The following is a 23,872-nucleotide window of genomic DNA, read 5'->3' as shown; positions in this document are numbered from 1 at the left end:
CCCTTATTTAAATTATTTTAATATTCATTAATGTAATGTTTGCCAAAGAAAAAAAGTCTTTTTACTTTAACAACGAAGCCGCCAGCCAGAGAAGACTATTCTGACCAGCGACTACCTTAAGTTTAATGTTTCAGATTTATTTTCTTATCACTAATTTCATAAATCACATCAGCCACATTATCAAGCAACCGTTTGTCATGGGTGATAAACACTATAGTTCCAGCATACTCCTTCATTAAAATTTCCAAAGCCTCTAAGCTTGGTATGTCAAGGAAGTTGCTTGGTTCATCCATTAGTAGGATGTTATATCTGCCCATAAGCATTTTAGCTAGCAACAATTTTATAATTTCTCCGCCGCTTAAAACAGATAAACTTTTCCCAATATCGTTTTGTTTAAACCCCATCGATGCTAGCACTGAACGAATTTCTGAAACATTGTAATCACTATCTTCCTGCATAAACTCCAATACTTTCTTATTACTGTCGTACTTGTAACCATTTTGTGCAAAGTAGCCTATTTTTGCCTTAGGTGAAATAGAAATTCCATCTTCATGGTTTAAGATCATTTTGATTAAAGTTGTTTTTCCTGTTCCATTACCACCAGTTAATGCCACTTTTGCGCCAAGCGGAATTTGAAAAGATACATTTTCAAACAATACTTTATCTCCAAATATTTTATTAATTTCCTTACCGACAATAGGATATGGATTGTGGAGCTCCAATGCTTTACTTTGCCTGAAACGAATCCTACGAATATCTTCTGGAGCTTCTACACTTCCTAAGGCCGCAATCCTATGTTCTAGGGATTTAGCGGCATTATGCATCTTTTTTTCCTTACTTCCTATTGATTTTTGATGAGCTAAACGCCCTCCGCCTTCAGTACTTTTTTTCTTTGAAGCACCTTTTGCCTTCTGTCCTATTTTACGAGCCTGTTTTCGCTTTTCCTCTGCAGCCCTTTCCAATCGGGCACGTTCCGCAACAAATTGTTCGTATTCTGCAGCTTGGCTCTTGCGTTCTTCTTCTTTCTGGCGAAGATAATCAGAATAGTTTCCCCAATACTCAGTGATTTTGCCATCTTTCAGTTCCCATATTTTATCTACTACCTCATCAAGAAAATAACGGTCATGGCTAATAACTAACAGTGCACCTGTAAAATATTTTAACTGTCCAATTAGAAAATCAATTCCTTCACGGTCTAAATGACTCGTAGGTTCATCCGCTAAAATACCATGAACCTGTGCTGATAAAGCCTGTGCTATTTTAAGCCTTGTTTCTTCACCACCGCTCATGGTCTGTATATCTAATTGTTCAACACCAAGCTTTCCTACAAGTGCAAAATCTTTTTCTTTCTGCAAAGTTACTTCGTCCAACTGAGGGATATAGGCAAGTTCACCCAGACGATTTAATTTACATCCTGGGGGAGTTAATTCTCCTAAAAGTACCTTGAGTAGAGTGCTTTTCCCTGCACCATTTGCTCCCACTAAACCAATACGGTCATAATCATATACTTCTAATTCATCTATATCTAAAACATCGCGTCCTTTGAATTCCACACGAATGTCTTTTGCTTTTAATATCAATTCCATAACATTATCCTCCTGTCTATAATCGCATGTTTTCATTTGCTTGTACGCAGGGAAAACCCTGCGATTTAAGCAGGAAGAATTACATGAAAATAAGATACATAAATATCCCTCCAATATTGTTTATTTTAAATCTAATTTTCTAACCTCAGTTATCATGGGGCAAACTATAGCAATGCCAATAATTAAAATACCTGATAGTAAAAACCAATGATTTACACCGATCCTATCAGCAAAGAACCCAGAAAGAATTAACCCAATTGGCATTGCAAGTGACATGATACTTCCGGTCAAAGAAAATACACGTCCTAAATATTCAGGCTTAATTTTCTCCTGAAAAAGAGCTGTTTGCACACCGCTATAAAACGGCACCGAAAGCCCCATTATTGCACAGCAAACTACAAATATAACAAATCCACTTGGAGGAAGTATTCCTGAAACGGCTAAACTGGCCCCCATTATAAAAAACGAACCTGTTATTAGTAGTACACGCTTTTTGAAACTTCCTAATCTCCCCAATAGTAAGCCTCCTACTAGCATTCCAGATGCAAAAGCGATTTCGGTAATAGAAATATGCACAGGTGTTCCATTAAAGTATTCCATGCTTATTAAAGGAAATAGTGCATTAATTGGCATATAAACAAAAGTATATATTGTTCCTAAGAGTAATAAGGCAAATAATCCTTTGTTTTGTCTCAGTACGACAATTCCTTCTTTCATTTCTCTTATGAAATTTGGTTTCAAGCTTTGCACTTGATCGCCCAGCTTAGGAATCCGTACAATTGCCACCGTAATAGACGCAATCACAGCACCTAATACATCGATGGCAATAATAGCATTTAATTCCCAAACAGAATATAACAATGCTGCAACCGCCGGACTAACAATATAGCTTATAGACTGCAAAGACTGACTATAGCCTGCGCATTTCGTAAGCTGCTCTTCTGGTACTAAAAGTGGCGTAACTGCATTGAGTGCTGGGGTATGAAAAGCTGTTCCAACGCTGCGGATAAACAATACTACCATAACCATCCAGACAGGTAACTCCATATACAAAGCAACAATAGCCAGCACTGCCCCAGCTGCTGCGATAATTAAATCAGCACCAATCATTATCTTCTTCCTATCATGACGATCCACTAATACACCTATGGCAGGTCCAAAGACCGCATAGGGTAAAAAACCTACTAGTGAAGCCATAGACAAGACCATCGCAGATCCTGTTTTTTCTGTAAGGTAAAAAATAATCGCCATTTGCAGGATAGCACTAGTGATTAAAGAAACTGCCTGCCCTGCCCATATTGTAATAAACTTAAGTTTCCAATTGTTGTATTTTTCCATTTATATTTTCTCCTGCATAATTATTTTGCTTGAATTTCTATTTTGAATAGCATTCTAGGCAATAAAAAATGCAGGCCTAAATCCACAATGTGGCTTTTGGTCTGCATACATACAATTTGGAAACATTCATATTAAAGACACAGTTAAATAAAGGTATAGTTAAATAACCTATATTCTGACCGCAACTAATGAATGCTCAATATCGTATAAATAAGCACAACAAAAAAGCCTATCATCGGGGATAGATTCTGCCTTTTTTATTGCCAGCTTATCTTAAACGCATTGAGGCTGTCATAGTTTCGGTTCCTCCTGAATTCTTATTTGTATCAGCGTATATTTTATCACAATAAGGTTCTATATTCAACACAAAAAATATAAAGGAAGGAAATACCGCCAAAGGCGATAGTTTCCTTAATTGCGGTTGACTCAATAATCTATATCATTTCTTCAATCTTCACACCTGACTTAAACTCCACCTCAATCCTGTCATCGCGGATCGTAACTTTTTCAATAAGCCGCCTTACCAACTGCTCATCATACTCCTCTAACTCGTGAGACTGTTCATTTAAGAAAGCAGTCATTTCAGCGATTCGTTGCCTTTTTCCTTCACGCTCGGCATTTTCTACAAGTGAATTTTGCTTCATCTCCCGAAGGCGGTATATCTCATCAGCAACATTATCGTAGTCATTTTTTGACTTTGCCTGTTTAAGAAGCTCTATCTGCAATTCTTCCAACTTGCTATCAAGCTCATCCGTATCATTATCACTTTCTTCATTAAATATAGTGTCGATATTTTTCTGTAATGTTGAAAGGAAAGGTTCTTTGTTAGCCAAAAGTTCGTTAATAGCCCTGACCACTGCTGTCTGTAATGTTTCCTCGTTTATGGTAGGGGCAGTGCATTCAGACCCTTTTTCCTCCAATCGGCTAACGCATCTCCAGACAATAGACTTATAGCCTCGGTTATTCCAATGTACCCGTCGGTAAATATCGCCGCACCGTTTGAAACTGCGACTTTTTGCACGAAGCCCCACGCCCGTTTCCGGGATGAAAAGCGGTAGAAATTTAGATCCCCCTACCCTATAAACTGCAGAAAATCTCAAAAGCTAAGCAGTTCTTTGAATTTCATGAGATTTTTTGCATCTATTTTAAGCCGTTTTTCGGCATTGTTTTCAAACGAGGTATTAATTTTTCAAGAACAAAGTGAGTGTATTCAATTTATCTGTCAGTCAAGCGAACAATCTGACAATTGACCGTTATCCTGTCCAATAAAGTCTGGCAAAGATGCTTATCCTCAGCTGCATCTATCCATGCCGACAGTTCACGATTGGTTATAAAAATAATGCTTCTGGTTTCATTAAGAAAGGTAACTGCCCGGTAGAAAACCTGCAGTTCTGCCCTGGTTGGTTCCACATAAAAGACATCATCAATAATAATTAAGTCACATTCCTGCATATAAGAAAAGATCGCTTCTGCTTTTGGATTTGTGGCTTTCTTTTCTGCCACTGCGATAAAATTATCAAAAGGCGCATAATAGGTTTTATATCCATTGCTAATTGCAGTTTCTCCAAGCTGCGCTGCAAGACCACTCTTACCCGTCCCGCATTTTCCCAGCAGGATTAAGTTTTGCTCTTCCTTAATCCATGTCAGGTTGGATAACTGTTTAATCTGCCATTTTAAGCCCTTGTTTGAGTTCGATGCGTCAAATGCTTTGTTTGGAAGCTTACTTGCCTTCCTCAGCTTGGTGTGTTTTTGTCTGGCCCTAATCTCCAATTCTTTTTCTAACACCATCTTAAGATAGTCAAGGTTTGATAGTTTCTCATCGTTCAAATCAATGTATCCCCTTGCGATATTCCAAAGATTAAGTTTTTGAGCTAATTCACGGATTTCTGTTATATCAGCCATCGATTTCCCTCCTTATTTCTTTACTCCTGGCCAAATGGTTAAAATACTGCTGATTCGGCAAAAACTTCTTAGCTATATGCTCTCCGTACTGATACATGAGATAAGCCAAAAGCTCATAGGCACTGCAGCGTTCAGTATCAATGCAGTATTCTATTCCATCAAGCAATTGTCCAATTGTATAAAACTTTGTCATCCGGTATAATCGAATGCAATGTGTATTAAAATATTTCGGCTGTTGCTGCTCCATCCGGCGAATGAATTCCTGAGCTATTTCGTATTCTGCAAAATATTGTTTTATGATGGTTAAAGAAACCCTGTCTCTCCTGTAATTTTCTTCTGGTTTGAACAACTGCCCGGTATCTTCTGTGACTGGATATTTAGCCAATAAATCATTTGTTTCAGCATCATAGAACAAAAGCATTTCACCATCATCTTCAATGCGAATGCGTTTATGAGCATCCATCATACCTGTATTAATCTGATAACGGTTGCCTTTATAACTTACCACTCCATCCTTATCAAAGGAGGCCACAGTGCTTGATACTTCGGAATAAGGTTTGACATGGAACAGGTATTTTTGCTCTTCCATGAACATTTCACGCGGCACTTTTCTGGTCACGGTATGTATTCGCCCGTTGCCTTCCCTATCTAACCATGCAAGGGCAGCACTGTTAAGGCTATCAATTCCGGTGTATATCCTGCCCTCAAGAAAACTTTGCTTTATGTATCCAATCACCTCTTCAACCTTGCCTTTACTTTGAGGATCTCTTGGTCTACATAGCGAAACACTGTAACCTATACGCCTAACATATTCTTCAAATGTGGGTACGAATATGATATTTCCCAGATTTTCACTGACTACATAGACACGGTCAAGGTCATAAAGAATAGTCTGTGTTCTTCCTCCAAAATATTGGAATGCATAGTTATGAGCTTTAATGGCTGTTTTGGTTGTAAAGGGATCCGGTGAAAAATAAACAAATTTCATTCTGCTATAACTCAGAACCATGCAAAAGAAATATATTCGTACAATTCGCCCGTACATATCCTTAAGTTTGTATTGACCAAAATCCGCCTGCGCTTCATATCCTGGTGGCGAGACTTCACGTGGCGAGATTTTCCGCTTACTGGTATGCTGATACCCATGCTGTTCCCTTAGAGCTTTCATATAGCGATAGAAAGTAGCTCGTTTAACTTGTAAATCAGGAAAAGCTTCCATTAATTTGAGATAGATATTCGTATCCCGGATTTGCGGGCATATTTTCAATTGCTCTAATATGTACTGTCGATAATTATCCATATGATACTTTTCCTGCTCAGCTTCCCTGGCATAATCCTCTTTGCTCATATTCCAGTATTTACTGACAGAAGTATAGGTGATCCCCAGCGCTTTAGCAGTTTTGGTCTGGGCAAGTCCGAGTTCTTTGTATTCTTGGATTTTTTGGTATTGCTCGATACCGATCATGTGTTTTCCTCCTTGGTTTTGTTTTAGGAACGAACATCTATAGCGGCACAATCATAGGCATCACCTCCTCTTCAACAGAAGATTAATTTTTATGATAAAGAAATAAAACCAATCATGGACAAGCGCCGCTTGTTCATGATTGGTCCTCATTTCTATTATTAGTTATTTATTCACTGCAGTAAAAGATTTTATGTGATTAAAATACAATATGTATATTCGTTTATAAACCGATCATCTTCACCATCAGACGGATTTATTCGATCCATTTATCAAAATTATTATACCCATCATCAGCAACCCAATCATAAACCTTGAAATACTTTGACAATTGATAAGCTTTCCCCCATTCAGACTGTTGAATACCGCTTATTCTCCATCCATCAAGATCGGTATATTTGACCCATTTCCCATTTTTATATTCTAGCAAATTAAGTTTTTGACCGTCATTGCTAAATTCAATTGCAAGATAGTCAAATGGATTAGGCCCCAATTTTTTTGTTTTTTGATCTTTACCTGCTATGGAATTAATATGAATGCCCAATAACAAATTTCCTTTTTCCAGACTTTTCATGATTTCATATCTAACCCATCTTCTTGAGTATGTTTCAGAACCTATTAAAACAGCTGTAACTGATGTATTTTTAAGTTCGCTATTGATTAAGCGTTTTAATGCTAAATCGCTTTCTTTCTTCGCATCTTCCCATATAGAAGCATCAAAATAACCTGCGCCTTCATGTTTTGTTGTTTTATGATTTCGAACCACGTTTGCACGAAAATCAATTACATCTTGATAATGAAAGCTGAAAAAAACTCTCTTAGCCATCTAAATTCTCCTCCTTAACTCATCTATTATTTTAAGTATAGTACTAATAATTTCATGTGGTATCAAAGAATTCCCAAGGATTTCAAACAATGGCTTAAATACTTGTTCATCAGAATAATACCTTGAAAAATCATTCATTACTTCTTCCCATAAAACCCTAGCTTGAAAACCTGTTGCCCCTACTGGAATTACATTTAATCCCATTGATTTCGCTATTTCAAATTCCTTTCTCACACCATCGGCATTGACAATCTTCCCGTCAACCATTTTATTGCCAAATAAAAAAATCGCTATACCAGATTCAGAAATTATGTTCCGTCTATAAAAATCCCATAGGTCAGGAAGTGACTTGTCACCACTTGCTTTTTGTGGAAATGGTCTTAAAATTAAGTTGTTTTCAATTCTTTTTTTCTTTTCTGATTGTAAACAATCAAGCGCACCATTAATCACATAACTCCCTACGCCTAGACCGAATCCAGAAATAATTGTGCAATCACTTTTCACCAGTTCATAACTTAAGCCATGCAAGAGTTCTTTTGCAATGTCCTCAGACATTGCACCGTAGTCTTCAGCACTTCCAGATATAAAGATACTATTTTTTCTAAAAGATTTTTCAATCATTCTTAAAATATTAGTTATTTCTTGGTACTCATTAACTAATATGGTTTTAATCGAAAATCTTTTCAAATCATTTATTTGAAGTTCCTGCTTAATCCTTGCATAATCATAATCCTCTTTATTGTCAAAATCTGTTTCAACTATTTTTTTTAGAAAACAATAATGAGGACGTTGATTTCCCTCAAGCCTTATTCTTATACGGCTAAGGATATAGTTTAAGTTTGGATCATTAAAACTGAATCCTATAAACAAGAATGTCTTTGATACCAGGTCACCTTGTAATGCAGTAGTGAACAACGAATGCGTTAGCTCATATTTTTCATAATCATCCCGTGTTATAACTGCCTTATGAACTTGACTGACATCACCATGCATTTTATAAATAACCGCATCTCTGTCACTTAACGTAATTGCAAGATTTTCCGGATCAATTTTTACATCAGGATTTTTACCGTTTTCTCTAAGTGCTGTTTCAATTAAGGTGTCATAATTTGTTGTCCAATATGTCGTAATAGGCAACCTGGCTAAAATCCTATGGTTCTCAGTAATAGAAGCACGTCTTTGAAATTCATCAATAATAATCTGATTTAACCTACCTCTTCCACTATGTTCATTGCAATAATACTGAGCAAGAGAGATTAGATCATGTTGTTCTTTTTCTACCTTTAAATGAAGCTCTTCCGCAACACTTCGGAGTAGTTCTGTCCAATTCACAAACCCTGCTCCACTGGAAAGTCCTGCTCCAGCAAAAATAGCTGCATTATTTTCTCTTAACGCTTTAGAAAAATCGTCAATAAAAGGTTTTAGATTCTGCAACCCTATTCACCTCTTCCTTTTAAATTTTGACTTCAGAGTTAGCGTCAATACATCCTTTATATAGCCTATATCTCCATCGCGACCATATCTTTCTTTTCTTCACTGATTATGAACTTTTGTATTTATTAAAACACTGAACCTTTATTAACTGTCTCTATGCTGCCGGATAAGTAGTATATACAAACTCATAAATCTTTCGGCGATATTCATTTAATAATCTATCATCGTAACTATCAGGTAGTTCACTCCATAGGGTATCTCTGATAAGTATATCGACTGCTGCCTGAGTTTCTTCCTTTTCTGTCCAATGATCCAATTCACTGATTTTATCCTTGATTCGTTCCAACAATACCTTGGCAAGCTTTTTAACCTTTTTAATCTCTGCGGGAGTAAGTGAATCCTTTAAAAGCAAATCGTACATAGCCAATTCTTCGTCATTGTTAAATCCTTCCCGTACGTATCTTTTCTCCTCATCATCCAGATCATTTACGAAGTTAGTTAAGTCAATAAATGTTTTCTCTATGGCAGCTTTGTCCTGTTCAGCATTGTATTCCTCAATAATTTTCTGATATCGTTCATAATAGTTAATACGTGATGGGTTGCACTTCATCATATTATCCAGCCTGTCATTGATAAGCTCCTGTAAATCTTTCATAAGAAGATTCTTATTCTTAACACGTGCAAATTCCTGCTGCAAGCGTTCAAAGTCAATATGGCTAATATCAAAGCGGCGACTTTCAACTAAGTATCCACTACCATCTTCGTTTACATGCTCTGGTAGCTTAACAACATTGATATATTCACTAACTATATTGTGCAGCTGAATCATTAAATCTGTATTATCCGAATGCTTCCTTTTTTCCTGCATCTGGTCATAAACTGCACTGATAGCATTTTTATAAGCTCGGTACTGATCTGTGACTTCTTGTTTTTCGACATACTTAAACAGTTTGAATAATTCCCTAGCCATAACTTCAAAACGTTTCTTCACTTCCTCTGAAACGCACATGGCATTGGCTCCCTCTTGAACCAAGGCCAACTTGTCAAAGTCAACTGCCTGAAGAAGAGCTGACAAATTAAAACCATGCTGTTTCATGTATTCGATGATATCATTGGTTAATGCAATGATACGAGCAATCAGTTCTGCTTTATCAGGAGCAGGATCAGATCCATCAGTACCGCCTTTAGTTTTTGTATAATCAGCCAAAGCCTTCCTCAACGCTTTAACAACACCAACATAATCAACAATTAGACCATTGCTTTTTCCTTCATAAACACGATTCGCTCGTGCGATGGTTTGCATTAAGGTATGTGCCTTTAATGGCTTATCCAAATAGATTGTAGAAAGGCATTTCACATCAAACCCTGTCAGCCACATAGCGCAAACAAATACGATTCGAAATGGATTATCAGGATCCTTAAATTCCTTGTCCATTTCTCGTTTTTCCATTTTGCTGCGATGGGGTTTAATATCCAGTCCCCATTTTTCAAAAGTAGCTACTTCATTTTGTTCCTGGCTGATAATAACCGCCATTTCTGTGTTTTTCATCCACTCCAGCCTACGGCTGATTTCCATGTATTCCTGCTGTGTGGCTCCAGACAGCGAAGATTCAATTTCTTTTATTTTTAGCTCCCAATATTTCTGAGCTAAATTAAACATTCGAACTGCAGTTACTTTATTGATACAAACAAACATTGCTTTGCCCGTTGTCCACAACTCAGAGTAATGCTCTACAAAATCCTTTGCAATGGTATCCAAACGTTTTTCACTGGTAAGGACATGTATGTCCTTAGCTAGTTCCTGTTCTAGTTTAGCTTGCTGATTAACATCCAGATCAGCCTGTTCTATTGCATCTAGTAGTTCATCATTAATTTCAGGATTGTCTATCTCCAGTAGATCAGCTCTATTCTCATAATAAAGAGGAACAGTCGCTCCATCATCTACAGCACGCTTGAAATCATAAATGGAAACATAGCCGCCAAATGTTCTTTCGGTAATATTGTCGTAAGCGAACAGCGGTGTACCTGTAAATCCTATACGGGAAGCAGTAGGAAGCAATGTACACATATTATCAGCAAATATACCATTCTGTGTACGATGGGCTTCATCCGATAAGATTATGATGTCGTGATCAGGAATAATTGGTGGTTCATCTGGTTTATTAAACTTATGTATCAATGTAAAAATAAAGCTTGGATTTCCTTTTAATTTCTGAATTAAATCTTCACCACTAGTAGCAATAAACTGTTTTGCTTTAGTGGTACCAAGTAAGCCACAAGCTTCAAAGGTATCACTAATTTGCTTATTCAACTCTTCACGATCTGTCAGAATAACAAAGGTTGGGGAGCCTGCAAATTTTCGACGGATTTTTTGTGCAAGAAATACCATGGAATAACTTTTTCCACTACCCTGAGTATGCCAGAAAACACCCAGCTTACCATTGTTCAGTTTTCGATTCTTATAAGATTCAACAGCTTCGTTAACACCAAGGAACTGATGGTTTCTTGCCATAATTTTTGCCGTTGTACCACCAGAAGTATCAAAAAGGATAAAGTTTTCAAATAAATCCATGAAGTTTTTCTTATTACAAATACCTTTCAACATGGTTTCCAGTTCCACTGAACCAGTATCATCCTCATGCAGACGTTTCCAATCATTAAAAAACTCGTATTTACTACCCAGGGTACCTACTTTGGATTCCAAGCCATTGGACAACATCACAAAGGCATTGAAATGAAATAGCTGGGGAATGGTATCTAAATAGTCAATGTAATTGCAGGTGTAGGCATCCTGTACATCTACATTTTGCTTTTTCAACTCTATAAAAAGCAGTGGAATGCCATTCACAAAGCCAACAATATCGGTTCTGCGACGATATAAATCACCGTGAATCTTCATCTCCTTTACAGCAAGAAAATGGTTCTTTTCAGGCTCAGAGAAATTAAAAACCCGGATCAGCCTATCCTCCTGCTCTCCATCAGCTTTCCTAACTTTTATAGGAATGCCATCTCGAAGCATTTTATACTTTTCTCGATTGATTTGCATTAGGCTACTAGAGGACGTATAAGCAAGGAGTGTCTTTATTGCGGAATCACAGTATTCTTCTGTTAGCCAGTCGTTATTATCAAACAGAGCTTTCCGAAGGTAACGGAGAAGAACAATTTCTTTATAGCTTTTACGCCCAAAGGTACCATTCTCACCGAGGACTTCCTTATTATAGGCAAACTGAACATCCCACCCCAATTCATCTTGAAGCAGGTTTCCCGCACTATTTTGAACCAATATATTTTCAGAATACTCCCAGCTCATATGTACCCCTCCTTAGTGGATCTTTAATAATAGTGGCAATATAGCTGTACCTACATCAACACTCTTATCAGCTAACCAAACTAGAATAGGTTTTGCTTTTTGCCATTTATTTTTCTTGCTATCTTTTGATTTTATAATTTCTTCTATTTCATCAATCTTTTGTTTAGCTTCAATTGTCTGTTCAGTAGTGAGAGACGTATTATTGTCAATCTGAGATCGAACAGTTTCAAAAGAAATCTTAATATCAATATTATTATCAATGCTTACATTAACTGTTGTGTCTGGAACCATATTCGGTATAGCGTTAACTTGATATTTATAGGACGTCAGTTTTGCTTTCATTATTTTCAGATTGCATAGTAAGCTTGATACTCCTAAGAATTCATATGAAAAACCAAAATTTTTAACCCAACCATACATACTATTATCCCAGTTCTTTATGCATGCTTGATATTTACCATCAAGCTCCATATGGAGGCTTTTCAAAGTCTCTTCATCAGCCTCACTATCAATTAGTTTATTTATAAGTTCTATATCATTTTCAACCATCTGGATAAATTCTAAAGGTATTTGAACCATAATTACACCTCAATCTCACCACTCATAAGTTTAGGAAGTAGTTTATCGCGCGCTTGTTTTAATTCTGAAATTAATCGTTCTTGAACTGCTATTTTTTTGAATAAAGGAGCAACTAAATTACAAAACGGTTCCATAATAGTAGATTCTGGTATATAAGTAGATAATGCATTAATATCTTTTGCATATACGTGTGGTTGCGCAGCTCCACGTTGTAAATTATCAATTACTTCTTTATTATTTTTCAAAAATGTATAAATGAAGTAGAGCTTATCTCCATAAGACGCATCAATATATGAGCAGTCTGATGCCCAGATATCAGTATTATACAATCTTGTATACCCTGCATTGGCTCCTGAAGCACTTATAGTAATAACTGGAGCTACAGTATTAGCAACATTGTGAAAATAAGCAGGTTCTAAACCACCAGCAACTACAGGTACATTGCCATCTTTAGCATTTTTTTTGGTGATTGTTTTTCCACGTTTAAACTCAGCCAACTCTGAAACTCTACCCAATCTCCACCCCTCCGGCACACCATCTACTATCTTAGTGTTTTCATGGCCAGGGAATCTCAGATTTACAAACCATTCTGTATACAACCGCATAGCTGCTTCTTCCAGTAACTTAATCTGCTTTTGGTTATTTTGAATTAGATCATCATAGGCAGAAAGAATATTGGCAATACGAGATTGAATATTAATAGGTGGCACCGGTACTGGCACTGTTTTTATTCTTTCTAGTGCTAACTTCGGCTGAGATGCTCCGCCTTTTCTGACAAGTAGCTCACCATTACCTCTAGGACTTCGAAGATAATATAATAAATAGTCCCTATTAATTTCATCTGAAAACTCCGACAGTTTTGCGCAATTTTCCGTTAAATTTGCGCCGTCAATAAACTCAGGTATTTTACCAACATATCCGATAGTGCCAGCGATACTAATATATATATCATCTTTGGAAATTGTATACCTCGAAATATGTTTAAAAGTTTCCTCAGTTATATATAGTAAACCATCTGTAGATAAAGAGTCAAAACTCATATCCGTAATTCTAATATATGGATGCTTAGTTTTACTATCTACAAATTGATGCCCTTTAGGTAATCTTTTTCCTCCACTTACTTTGCAAATATCATTTATTTTATATATAGGCCACTTCATATCCCCAGCCCCTCAAAATTTGCTGAAATTGTATCCATTAACTGATTTGCTTCTGACTGTAAGGTTAAGAGTTCCTTATGAATTTCAGTCATTCTTTCTTCGAAGTTTTCATCATCTTCTTCTACAGGAGCTACTCCTACATATGCACCCGGAGTAAGGCTCCAGTTCTTTTCTTCTATTTCATTTAGGGTTGCTACTTTACAAAGTCCCAGAACATCAGTATATATACCATCGCCAAATTTTTCGGTTAGCCACTTTGCTTCTTTTATAACTGTGCGGCATGCTTTAATTTGAGATACTACTTCCTCAATGCGAGTAGAAACAGATTTTTTGAAGCGCTCCCAAGTTGTTGCGGATTCATCGATGGATTTAGCAAACACCTTAGCTTCATCCTTCTCCAATCCATCACCGTACTCACAAAGAGCTTTTAACGATGCATTAAGTTCTGTAGTATACTTTTTCAACAAATCATTCAGTGGTAACAGCTGGTTAATATCCTCGGAATTTTTAACGATATCTGAAATCTGAACTCTCAATGGTTTAAGTTTCTCACCATAGCCATTCAACAGTACCGACACACTTTCAAATGCAGCATCAAGGTCTTTGCAATCATTGATAATTTGAGTCCTATAATCCTGTAATAATTTTGTGTACTTTTCTTTCTCTCCACGATAGAGCCAGACAATGGCATTGAGGTTTTTCATCTGCCATTCACTCCACTCATTGAGTGTTCTGTCCACTACAGTATAGTAATTACGCGAATCTATGAAAAGCACTTTATCCTTTAATTCTTCTTTCTTTCCCTTATCAAAGAACCACAGGGAGCAAGGCAATGAAACCTTGTAAAAGAAATTATTGGCTACTGATATTAAACAATCTACATGTCCCGTCTGAATAAGCTGTTTTCTGATTTCTCGATCCTTATTGCCACTATCCGTAGCAGAAGCAGCCATAACAAAACCAGCACGTCCAGTATCATTTAAATATGCATAGAAATATGAAATCCAGAGATAATTAGCGTTAGAGACTTCCTTTTTCTGATTTACTCCCGGCAGCCCAAAAGGTAAGCGTCCTGCATTCTGAGTAGATTCTGCTTTAACCTTATCTACATTAAAAGGAGGATTAGCCATAACATAATCGCATCTACCTTCCAGATTATGAGCATCATGATAGAAACTATTGGCCTCATCACCAGATTTGATCTTTGCATTTAGTCCGTGTACAGCCATATTCATGATACATAGCTTCGCGTTAAACTCTACTTTTTCCTGTCCATAAAAAGTCATTACAGAATTAGCATTGATTCCTTCAGCATTGACAAAGTCGCTGGAAGAAACAAACATTCCACCACTGCCACAGGCAGGATCCAACACTATCCCATGAGTTGGCTCAATTATATTCACAATCATCTTTACTAAAGATTTAGGTGTAAAGAAAACTCCATCATCCGATGCGATAGCTGAAGCAAACTTATTTAAGAAATACTCATAAATACGTCCAAGGATATCATCGTTGATTTCGTTTAATGCACTATTGTTGAAAATACGCAACAATTCTTTCAACAAATCATTTCTGAAAGAAGTATATGATTTGGGTAGTATTCCTTTCAATTGAGTACTCTCTGCCTCAATCAATTCCATAGCCTCATTGACTGCCTTCCCACAATCAGCATCGTCTGGCAAATTGAGTAGATAATCATATCGAGCCTTTTCAGGTAAAAAGATAGCGCTTTTTTGCTTAAAATCACTTGACTCAACGGGAAGTACACGACCATTACGTACAGGACGGTCTTTTAGTATTTCTGCCTCTACATATTTAAACCGGCTATATGCATAACGCAAAAAGATTAAACCAAGAACCGGCATGCAATATTCTTGAGAACTTAGTTTAGAACCTTGGCGTAAGAGATCCGCAGATTCCCATAATTCTGATTCTAATTTTCTTATATTTATCATTAAACAAGCCTCCATTTGTTTGGTAATTCACAATAATAAGCATTAACTGCGTTTGTTATCATCCATCTCCATGATATCGCAGACGTCACATTCCAAAGCAATGCAGATTTTTTGTATAATTTCTGTGCTAACATTTTCGTTTTTACCAAGCTTTGTTATCGTAGCAGAACTAATGCCTGCGAGCTTTTGCAGGTCTTTCTTTTTCATGTCTCTATCAATAAGAAGCTTCCAAAGCTTTTTATAACTAATTGCCATTCTAATCACCTCTATGTATGTATAATTACATAATATCATTAGCATCATCATATTGCAAACATTTTCTTTACGTTCGCATGATTTTTGATTTGTATTCAATAATTCTTACTCCAAATCCTTCTAAATTCTATGCTATAATCTCAGGTGTATAGAATGTTACATCCATCCTGTCTCCTCAACCCTACTAATTTATCTATTCTGTCCACTCACCCCTACCTAATTTCAGACTCATTTTTACCACAAAAAAACACCCTCGATATGTTTCCACGTACACATATCGAGGGCTTAAGTCGAGTAGACAGATTTACTTTCATTTTATAAAACTCAGTATTCTCAAGGCTTTCCGGACATCACTTTCTAGACATTAAACATACCGTCTCAACGTGCCCCGTCCTCGGAAACATATCCATACATTTTACTTTTTCGATTCTATATCCTCTATCTATAAACTCTTTTAAATCCCTAACCAATGTAACTGGGTTGCAAGATACATATACGAATTTTTCTGGACAAAAATCTATGATCTTCTGTAGTGCTTTTGGGTTGATACCTTCTCTAGGAGGATCTAATATGATTAAATCTGGCTTTTCAACTAGCTTTCCTACCTCTTCTAACACATCTCCTGCAATAAACTCCACATTATCCAACTCATTCAATTTTGAATTTTCATGAGCCTTCTCTACAGCTTCTTCTACAATTTCTATACCTATAACTTTTTTAGCTACTGGAGCCATTATTTGAGATATAGTGCCTGTGCCAGAATACAAGTCAAACACTACCTTATCATCAATATCTCCTGCAAAATCTCTAACTATAGAATAGAGCTTTTCTGCTCCAAAAGTATTGGTTTGAAAAAAAGAAAATGGAGATATTTTAAATTTAAGTCCCAAAATCTCCTCTATAATATAATCTCTACCATATACCAATTCCAATCTATCTACTTTTATGGCATCAGCTACATTGTCATTTATAGTATGAATGAAACCTTTTATTTCTCCATCCAATTCTAATTTTTTTAGTCTATCTATCAATTCATCAAGTGGTACTTCTCCTTGAGAACTAGTCACAAGATTTAGGAGTATTTCCCCAGTAGACAAGGCCTTTCTTATGACAAAATGTCTCAATACTCCTAAATGAATTTTCTTGTTATAACAAGGTATATCCGTATTCCTAAAATAATTCATAACTTCCCCTAATATAATTGAAAAATCTCTATCTACAATATTGCACTTTTCTACACTAACTACTTCATAAAATCTTCCCTTCTTGTGAAGTCCCAAAGACAATGGTCCATCCTTTTCTTCATCTCCAAAAGTATACTCCATCTTGTTTCTGTATTCCTCTAGACTTGGGCTCCTTTCAATCCCCAAAAACTCAAAATCCTCTATTCCTGCTTCAGCAAATAACCGTTTTACTTGATTTTCTTTTATTTTTAACTCTTCTTCATATGGAAGAGACTGATAAGTACATCCACCGCAACCACCAAAATGAGGACATTTTGCTTCTATTTCTAACGGAGACTTTTCAATTATCTCTATAATACTTCCTGCAAGATAATCTTTACGCCTTTTATTTATACGAACTTTAACTCTTTGTCCCTTTATGCCACCTTTAACTTTAACTTTTTTCCCATCCACTACTCCATATGCTTTGTTTGGAAAATCAACATCTATTATTTCCATCTCAACTATTGGTCTCTTTCTAGCCATATATAAATCAACTCCTTCTAGATTATTATAGCAATTGTAGAGAAAAAAATAAGGGGAAAATTATTTCCCCTCTCTGCTACTATTAAATGACCACCAAAAATCTGAATTAGTATCCAATATATCACTTATCTCTTCATAAGGAATACTAAATTTGCAAAGCCTTCTGCATAGCTTGCTACTTCATAGGGATAAAAGTACAATTGAATATAATCTTTAAATAACACAAAATTTTGATCTTCTCTTATAGACTTAAAATCATCTAAAAAATATGTTCCCGTACCTTCACTTTGACTTTTTTTCATCTGCTTTTTTACAATATCAGTTAGCTTTTCTACATAATTGCTATTTGGTTTAAACAAATCCTTTAAGCTATAAAATTTCCCTGTATACAAATCTATATGGTATGTTTCTTCTGTAGGCACACCATGGGCAGCACCTTGCATAAAATAATATCCACTTTTTTGAATTATTAATAAATCATTGCTTCTTCTAACGCTATATTGAAGATTTAAAGTAGTTTTTTCTTTGTTCTCTTTAAGGCCTTTCATTGTATCAGTAACAAATAGATTATACAATTTTTCATTTATAGTTTTCTCAACTTTTCTATCTTTCAGTCCCTGTATTTCTGGATAATATATTTTTACACCTATATCTGGTACATGTTTTTTCTCTACTACAACAGCTTCACCTCTTAATTTATAAGTATTGTCTTCTTCCCATATTGCCTTTCCCTTGAGATTGTAATAGGCTATCCTATCATCTATAACTGAAGCTATCACATCGCCTTTGAGAGAAACTTCTCCAACGCCTTCGATTTTAGGAAATTTAGAAATCTGTTTGCCTTTCTTATCTAACAAGAAAGTATGCTTTCCATCACTAACCGAAATATATCCATTGTCTATCTTTTTATCTTTATTTCCTCCAATATTATAATACTCAAATTCAGTCAACTGTTTATCATCTTGATTTACAATAGCTTTTTTTACATACATTTCACTACCTTCAATTTCATCTTTAGATACTGCAAATAGTCCCTCTCCTAAATAAACTATACTAGTATATTTAGGTTTGATTAAATATTCTCCCTTTTTATCTATAACTCCCCATTTTCCAATATTCTTTGAAGTATCCTCTATACTGACTATAGCCATTTTATCCTCATAATGATATGCATTAGTAAACTTAGGCTTTATAAATACATCTCCATTTTCATCTAAATATCCATACAAATTGTTTTCATCAGTAAAAATAAAAGTTTTATTGTCATCAGCTGGAGATACATTTTCATAATTGAGCTCTTTAATGATTTTGCCGGTATTATCTATTAATGCATACTTGTCATCTGCATTTTTGACTAATGCCCTTCCATTTTTAAAATCATACGCAATATTGAATTGTGGCTTTATGAGTTCTTTCCCATTTTTATCAATATAGCCCATCTTCACATCATCATCAACCTTCTTAGCTGCCGATATATATCCCTCACTAGATATCCCTAAAAATAAATAATCACTAGATGAAAAAAGAATATTCCCTGATTTATCTAATATAAAATACTTATTGTCTTGAACAGCACTCATCACATCCTCATTTAAATTGCTAATAGCATCATAGATTGGAGGCACTACTATTTCACAATTCTCATTTATAAGCCCCATTTTCCCTTCATTATACACCTTTGCCAATCCGTTTTCATCAAAATTTTCAGCAAACTGAAACTTGGGCTCTATTTTAAAATCTCCATTTGCATCTATATAACCCCATAATTTCTTGTTTTGATCCTTTTTATAAGCAGGGTATAAAGATATTTGACTTTTACTTCCTTTATTTTCATTTACACAAGAAGTCAATATCATAGATAAAATCAATACTGTCAAAACTAAAGTGTTTCTTTTCCTCATATCTAAACATCGCCTCATTTCATATTATTTCATATATCAATTTGTATTCATTTCGTCTAAGGTCTTATGTATGCAAAACCTTCTTTTTGTTTTTGTATCAACTCAATCATGCTATTTGGAACTACTCTTACAAATTCCAATATATCATTTTTCCCCAAATCACATGCTTCAAGGGCATTCTTGCAAGCACTAAATTTAACTCCTTTGGCATTTTGTTTAGTTATTACATGAGCTAGCTCAAAATCAGGAGTAAAACCTTTTACTGCCGATGAATTTGCAAGTACTTCTATTTCCACTTCTTCTTCAGAATCTCTTAAAAGATTCCTGACATTTATAAGTGTCAAGCTCCATTTTTCCATTTCATCAATATGAAATATTGCTTTCATTTTTTCCATGTTTATTACCCCCTACATATCAAATAAATATTTTATTTCTTCCTCGCTAAGCTTAGATACAAGCGTTTCTCCTTCTGTAATCACCTTGTCTATCATCTCTTTTTTTGCCTCTTGCAGTTCAAATATTTTTTCCTCAATAGTTCCTTTAGTTATAAGCTTCAATACTTGAACAGTATTTTTTTGCCCTATTCTATACGCCCTATCCGTAGCTTGATCTTCCACCGCCGGATTCCACCAAGGATCAAAATGGATGACCATATCTGCTCCAGTCAAATTGAGTCCTGTTCCTCCTGCTTTTAGTGAAATCAAAAATACTTGTCCCTTCCCTCCATTAAATTCCTCAACTAATTTCCCCCTCTCCTTCACATCAGTGGAACCATCTAAATACATATATTCAATAGAATCTCTTTTAAGTCTCTCTTTTATAATATTTAACATGCTTGTGAATTGAGAAAATATAAGTATTCTATGTTCTCCATCCAATGCATCATACAATATTTCTTCAAGAGAGTCCAACTTTCCACTGCCAAATTCATAATTTTCAATGAACATTCCTGGGTGACAGCAAATTTGTCTAAGTCGTGTAAGTCCAGATAATATCTTTATCTGATTTTTGGCAAATCCTGAAGTATTTATTTCTTCTTCTATTTCACCTTTTATAGCTTTGAGATATGCAAGATAAACCTTCTTTTGTTCTTTGGTCAAATCCACGAGAATTTTTTGTTCTATCTTCTCTGGAAGTTCCTTAAGAACATCTTTTTTAAGTCTCCTTAAAATAAATGGTCTTATATGATTATTTAAATCTTTTAGTACCTTTTCGTCTTTGTTGGCTATAATAGGTTTTTCGTATTTATCCACAAATTTTCCATGAGACATCAAATATCCAGGCATTATATAATCAAATATAGACCAAAGTTCCAAAAGTGAATTCTCCATAGGAGTACCTGTCAGAGCAAAATAATTTTTAGCCTTTAATCTTTTCACTGACTTAGCACTAATGGAATTTGGATTCTTTATATGCTGAGCCTCATCTAATATACAAGTTCTAAAGCTATATTTTTCATATTCCTCAATATCTTTTCTAATAAGAGGATAAGAAGTAATAACTACATCATATTCTTGAATATCTTTAAGCATAGAAATTCTTTCAACCTTACTTCCTGATACCACTAAAGTCTTAAGATCAGGAGCAAATTTATCAATCTCTGCTTCCCAGTTGTATATAACTGAAGTTGGAGCAATGACAATAGAAGTGTTTTGCCCCTTTTCTATTTTCTCTGACAATAAAAAAGCAATCATCTGCAAAGTCTTTCCAAGGCCCATATCGTCAGCCAATATTCCGCCAAGTCCACAATTAGATAAAGTTTTCAGCCATTTAAATCCAAATTTTTGATATTCTCTAAGGGTATTTTCAAGTTCCTCTGGCACTTCATATTCCATATCTTCAACTTCATTTATATCATGTACAAGTTTTTTAAATCCTGCATTTTTTTTAATGAAATCTAGTTGTTTTTCTTTCAAAAAATCATCTATATAAATAGCCCTATACTTTGGAATAACTATGGTTTCAGCTTCCAAATCCTTTTTATTTATATTTAAATAGTCAAAAACTTCTTTCATATATTTAAGCTCTTCATTGTCTAAAGGCAAAAATGAACCATCTTTTAATCTATAATACTTTTTCTTTTCCTTCATTGACTTAAATACATCTATCAGTTCACCTTGTTCTATTCCATCTATTTCAAAATCAAATTCTAGCATATCTAAATTGTCATTAAGTCTTATGCCCCCTGAAAAATATGAAGAATCTCTAAAAATTATATTCTTAAAGTTTTCAGAATAATATATATCACACAGCTCTTGAAGTTTAGGAATTGTTTCATATATGAGGGCATATATTTTTTCTTCATCATCTATATATATTTCTCCATCTCGAACCTTAAAGGAACTTTCTTCCAATTGCTTCAAGATAGACCTTTCCTTTTCTATATCCCTCAAAAGTATCTTTTTATTTTCACCTTTATCATCTGCTTTAGAACTAAAAGGATTTATAGATATATCTCCATAAATAAAATTCACTTTGCATACTACCATATCTCCTTCTTTATCAAAATATATTTCTCCCTTAAATTCTGGATTATATATTGCATTTTGAACTTTTTCATCTATATGGATATTGACAATATTTTTTATATTGGGTATTACTTCTGATATAAAAGCTTCCCTACACTCTTCAGGTATTTTCATTACCCCATCATAATCAGACATTATTATATTATATATAGGTCCCAATTTTCTAGCCTGCTCTACTGAAGGATTGTATATTTTCCCCTTATAGAAAAAATAATCTCCACTTTTTGTTAAAGGTCTCAAACTGTAATCAAAGTTCATTTCTACTACCATTTCTTCATTTTCTGCTCTCAAAAACATATCTAATGGCAAATTTTCTTCTACTATATTTATGTCTTCATATTTTTCATCCATTATAGTAGCGTTAAAACTTCTACTTTTCATCATCTCAAAAAATCTTTTTAAAGATTCTGGTGTCAATTGAATCCTCTTATCCTTAAATATAGTTTCTCCATAATCCATTTTATGATTTTCATATAACAATCTCAAAAAATTCATTATCTCTTTGTCTTCATCTTTAAATACATGTTTACTGGGATAAAAAGTAAATCCCTTTCCATACTGTATTTCCTCATTATTTTCTAGACTCTCAAAAAATTTTCTTATATTCTTAACCACATAAAGCTTATCTTCTCCTATTCTAAGGCTCAAAAAAGAACTATTATCTATTCCATCATATTTGTTGTATTTATATTCATAATTGTATTCTATATTTAAAGGCAAAGTTTCTCTTTCATTGTTGTATCTATAATAGTTGATGATGTCTTTAATTTTTTCTTTTTCTATGTTCGTATTGGAAAGTTCCCCTAAAATATTTTTAAGTTCTGACTTTTCTATAAAGGTAAGAAGAGCCACAATATGTTTACAGTCTCCTGGATATTTCTCATAAGCAGGGCATGTACAATGAGTTGAAATTAATTTCCCTTTTTCTGAAAACTCAGCATAGACTTTATAGTCCTCACTGCCTTTCACTATAGCCTCAACATAATTAAGTTTTCTAATATATTTCACATTTGTAACTCTTCCCATTCGATAGTACTGAAGCCCTTTAAAATAAGATTCAGTATTTCCTGCTCTATTTAACAAGATTTTATCATCTATTTGTAGCATATTCCACCTCAACAATAAAAAGTTCTATTTACTTATGATTATTGACAAATATATATTATAATAATTATATCACAGCTTGTAATTATTTTAAAAAAATAATAAAAATGATATAATCATAATAGTGTTGGGGGTGGAAATAATTGAAAAAAGTCACTTCAGCTGAAATGAACTCAATTGATGCATTTTGTATAAAAGCCATAGGTATACCTGGAATAGTTCTCATGGAAAATGCAGCCTTAAAAGTAGTGAAAAATATAGATTTAGAAAAATGTAACAAGTTCACTATTGTATGTGGCGTAGGAAACAATGGTGGAGATGGATTGGCTGTTGCTAGACATTTAATAGTAGCTGGAAAAGATGTAGATGTATTTATAGTTGGAAATATAGATAAAGGAAGTAAGGATTTTTATGTAAATTACAATATACTTGATAATATGGTTATCGATATACATCACATTTCAAGTGAAGAAAATCTAAAAAAGCTTTCAATAAGTCTAGACTCTTCAGATATGACCATTGATTCAATATTTGGTACAGGACTTAAAAGAAATGTAGAAGGAATATTTGAAAAGACTATTTCTCTTATGAATGAAAAAAGCAAATATATACTAGCTATAGACATACCTTCAGGTCTAAATGCCGACAATGGAGAAATATTAAATATCTGTATAAATGCAAACAAAACTGTAACTTTCCAATTGCCAAAGGTAGGTCTTTATGAATTCAATGGAAAAAAATACGCTGGAGAAGTAATAGTAGAACCCATCGGCATACCTGATATGGCAATAAACAAAGTGCTCGAGAAAAAAAGCATCTGAAT

The 23,872-nt window shown here is 34.7% G+C and carries 17 protein-coding genes; 1 reads left to right on the top strand and 16 read right to left on the bottom strand.

Features of this window, described 5'->3' with window-relative positions; genetic code table 11:
• Positions 1 to 122: 122 nt before the first annotated feature.
• The 16 genes from msr(D) to ACFWUA_RS06105 form a co-directional block, all read right to left on the bottom strand.
• Complete coding sequence (gene msr(D), locus ACFWUA_RS06180; protein WP_183326707.1) at positions 123 to 1,586, bottom strand: ABC-F type ribosomal protection protein Msr(D); 1,464 nt, start codon at positions 1,584 to 1,586, stop codon at positions 123 to 125.
• A 120-nt stretch (positions 1,587 to 1,706) separates the two neighbouring features.
• The gene (gene mef(A), locus ACFWUA_RS06175; RefSeq protein ID WP_128123316.1) at positions 1,707 to 2,924 is read right to left on the bottom strand and encodes a macrolide efflux MFS transporter Mef(A); all 1,218 of its coding nucleotides are present in this window, start codon (positions 2,922 to 2,924) and stop codon (positions 1,707 to 1,709) included.
• 434 nt (positions 2,925 to 3,358) lie between these two features.
• A complete protein-coding gene (locus ACFWUA_RS06170; protein WP_416199183.1) occupies positions 3,359 to 3,955 on the bottom strand; it encodes a recombinase zinc beta ribbon domain-containing protein in 597 nt (198 codons plus the stop codon).
• Positions 3,956 to 4,139: 184 nt separating this feature from the next.
• Positions 4,140 to 4,826 carry an ATP-binding protein gene (locus tag ACFWUA_RS06165; protein WP_416197193.1) on the bottom strand — a complete coding sequence of 229 codons (687 nt, stop codon included), beginning with the start codon at positions 4,824 to 4,826 and terminating at the stop codon, positions 4,140 to 4,142.
• Positions 4,819 to 6,291, bottom strand: coding sequence for an IS21 family transposase (gene istA / locus ACFWUA_RS06160; RefSeq protein WP_416197192.1), 1,473 nt, complete (start codon positions 6,289 to 6,291; stop codon positions 4,819 to 4,821). Before istA ends, ACFWUA_RS06165 begins: the two co-directional genes overlap by 8 nt.
• Positions 6,292 to 6,544: 253 nt before the next feature.
• The gene (locus ACFWUA_RS06155) at positions 6,545 to 7,114 is read right to left on the bottom strand and encodes a TIR domain-containing protein (protein WP_313567269.1); all 570 of its coding nucleotides are present in this window, start codon (positions 7,112 to 7,114) and stop codon (positions 6,545 to 6,547) included.
• Positions 7,115 to 8,548 (bottom strand): SIR2 family protein, encoded by a 1,434-nt coding sequence (locus ACFWUA_RS06150; RefSeq protein ID WP_416197191.1) that lies wholly within the window; start codon positions 8,546 to 8,548, stop codon positions 7,115 to 7,117.
• A gap of 154 nt (positions 8,549 to 8,702) precedes the next feature.
• A complete protein-coding gene (locus ACFWUA_RS06145; protein WP_416197190.1) occupies positions 8,703 to 11,858 on the bottom strand; it encodes a type I restriction endonuclease subunit R in 3,156 nt (1,051 codons plus the stop codon).
• Between the two features lie 12 nt (positions 11,859 to 11,870).
• Complete coding sequence (locus ACFWUA_RS06140) at positions 11,871 to 12,437, bottom strand: hypothetical protein (RefSeq protein ID WP_416197189.1); 567 nt, start codon at positions 12,435 to 12,437, stop codon at positions 11,871 to 11,873.
• A 2-nt stretch (positions 12,438 to 12,439) separates the two neighbouring features.
• Positions 12,440 to 13,597, bottom strand: coding sequence for a restriction endonuclease subunit S (locus ACFWUA_RS06135; RefSeq protein WP_416197188.1), 1,158 nt, complete (start codon positions 13,595 to 13,597; stop codon positions 12,440 to 12,442).
• Positions 13,594 to 15,552 (bottom strand): N-6 DNA methylase, encoded by a 1,959-nt coding sequence (locus ACFWUA_RS06130; protein ID WP_416197187.1) that lies wholly within the window; start codon positions 15,550 to 15,552, stop codon positions 13,594 to 13,596. Before ACFWUA_RS06130 ends, ACFWUA_RS06135 begins: the two co-directional genes overlap by 4 nt.
• 42 nt (positions 15,553 to 15,594) lie before the next feature.
• Entirely contained in the window at positions 15,595 to 15,807 is a 213-nt protein-coding gene (locus ACFWUA_RS06125) for a helix-turn-helix domain-containing protein (RefSeq protein ID WP_416197186.1), read from the bottom strand.
• Positions 15,808 to 16,157: 350 nt separating this feature from the next.
• Complete coding sequence (rlmD, locus tag ACFWUA_RS06120) at positions 16,158 to 17,516, bottom strand: 23S rRNA (uracil(1939)-C(5))-methyltransferase RlmD (RefSeq protein ID WP_416197185.1); 1,359 nt, start codon at positions 17,514 to 17,516, stop codon at positions 16,158 to 16,160.
• 125 nt (positions 17,517 to 17,641) lie between these two features.
• Entirely contained in the window at positions 17,642 to 19,417 is a 1,776-nt protein-coding gene (locus ACFWUA_RS06115) for a WG repeat-containing protein (RefSeq protein WP_416197184.1), read from the bottom strand.
• A gap of 56 nt (positions 19,418 to 19,473) precedes the next feature.
• Positions 19,474 to 19,812 carry a DsrE family protein gene (locus ACFWUA_RS06110; RefSeq protein ID WP_416197183.1) on the bottom strand — a complete coding sequence of 113 codons (339 nt, stop codon included), beginning with the start codon at positions 19,810 to 19,812 and terminating at the stop codon, positions 19,474 to 19,476.
• A gap of 12 nt (positions 19,813 to 19,824) precedes the next feature.
• A complete protein-coding gene (locus tag ACFWUA_RS06105; RefSeq protein ID WP_416197182.1) occupies positions 19,825 to 23,052 on the bottom strand; it encodes an SNF2 helicase associated domain-containing protein in 3,228 nt (1,075 codons plus the stop codon).
• 140 nt (positions 23,053 to 23,192) lie between these two features.
• Between ACFWUA_RS06105 and ACFWUA_RS06100 the strand changes: the two genes are divergently transcribed.
• Complete coding sequence (locus ACFWUA_RS06100; RefSeq protein ID WP_416197181.1) at positions 23,193 to 23,870, top strand: NAD(P)H-hydrate epimerase; 678 nt, start codon at positions 23,193 to 23,195, stop codon at positions 23,868 to 23,870.
• Positions 23,871 to 23,872: the final 2 nt, after the last annotated feature.

The sequence above is a fragment of the Sporanaerobacter sp. genome (assembly GCF_047830725.1).
In the GTDB taxonomy this organism is placed as follows: domain Bacteria; phylum Bacillota; class Clostridia; order Tissierellales; family Sporanaerobacteraceae; genus Sporanaerobacter.
The sequence above is the reverse complement of the archived record's forward strand: the minus strand, read 5'-3'. Positions and strand labels throughout refer to the sequence as shown.

Bases quoted from the DNA above. Each gene is read 5' to 3' on its own strand.
- rlmD (WP_416197185.1), bottom strand. From the start codon at position 17,516: ATGGCTAGAAAGAGACCAATAGTTGAGATGGAAATAATAGATGTTGAT.
- ACFWUA_RS06155 (WP_313567269.1), bottom strand. From the start codon at position 7,114: ATGGCTAAGAGAGTTTTTTTCAGCTTTCATTATCAAGATGTAATTGAT.
- ACFWUA_RS06125 (WP_416197186.1), bottom strand. From the start codon at position 15,807: ATGGCAATTAGTTATAAAAAGCTTTGGAAGCTTCTTATTGATAGAGAC.
- ACFWUA_RS06165 (WP_416197193.1), bottom strand. From the start codon at position 4,826: ATGGCTGATATAACAGAAATCCGTGAATTAGCTCAAAAACTTAATCTT.
- istA (WP_416197192.1), bottom strand. From the start codon at position 6,291: ATGATCGGTATCGAGCAATACCAAAAAATCCAAGAATACAAAGAACTC.
- ACFWUA_RS06135 (WP_416197188.1), bottom strand. From the start codon at position 13,597: ATGAAGTGGCCTATATATAAAATAAATGATATTTGCAAAGTAAGTGGA.
- ACFWUA_RS06105 (WP_416197182.1), bottom strand. From the start codon at position 23,052: ATGCTACAAATAGATGATAAAATCTTGTTAAATAGAGCAGGAAATACT.
- ACFWUA_RS06145 (WP_416197190.1), bottom strand. From the start codon at position 11,858: ATGAGCTGGGAGTATTCTGAAAATATATTGGTTCAAAATAGTGCGGGA.
- ACFWUA_RS06130 (WP_416197187.1), bottom strand. From the start codon at position 15,552: ATGATAAATATAAGAAAATTAGAATCAGAATTATGGGAATCTGCGGAT.
- ACFWUA_RS06140 (WP_416197189.1), bottom strand. From the start codon at position 12,437: ATGGTTCAAATACCTTTAGAATTTATCCAGATGGTTGAAAATGATATA.
- ACFWUA_RS06115 (WP_416197184.1), bottom strand. From the start codon at position 19,417: ATGAGGAAAAGAAACACTTTAGTTTTGACAGTATTGATTTTATCTATG.
- ACFWUA_RS06110 (WP_416197183.1), bottom strand. From the start codon at position 19,812: ATGGAAAAAATGAAAGCAATATTTCATATTGATGAAATGGAAAAATGG.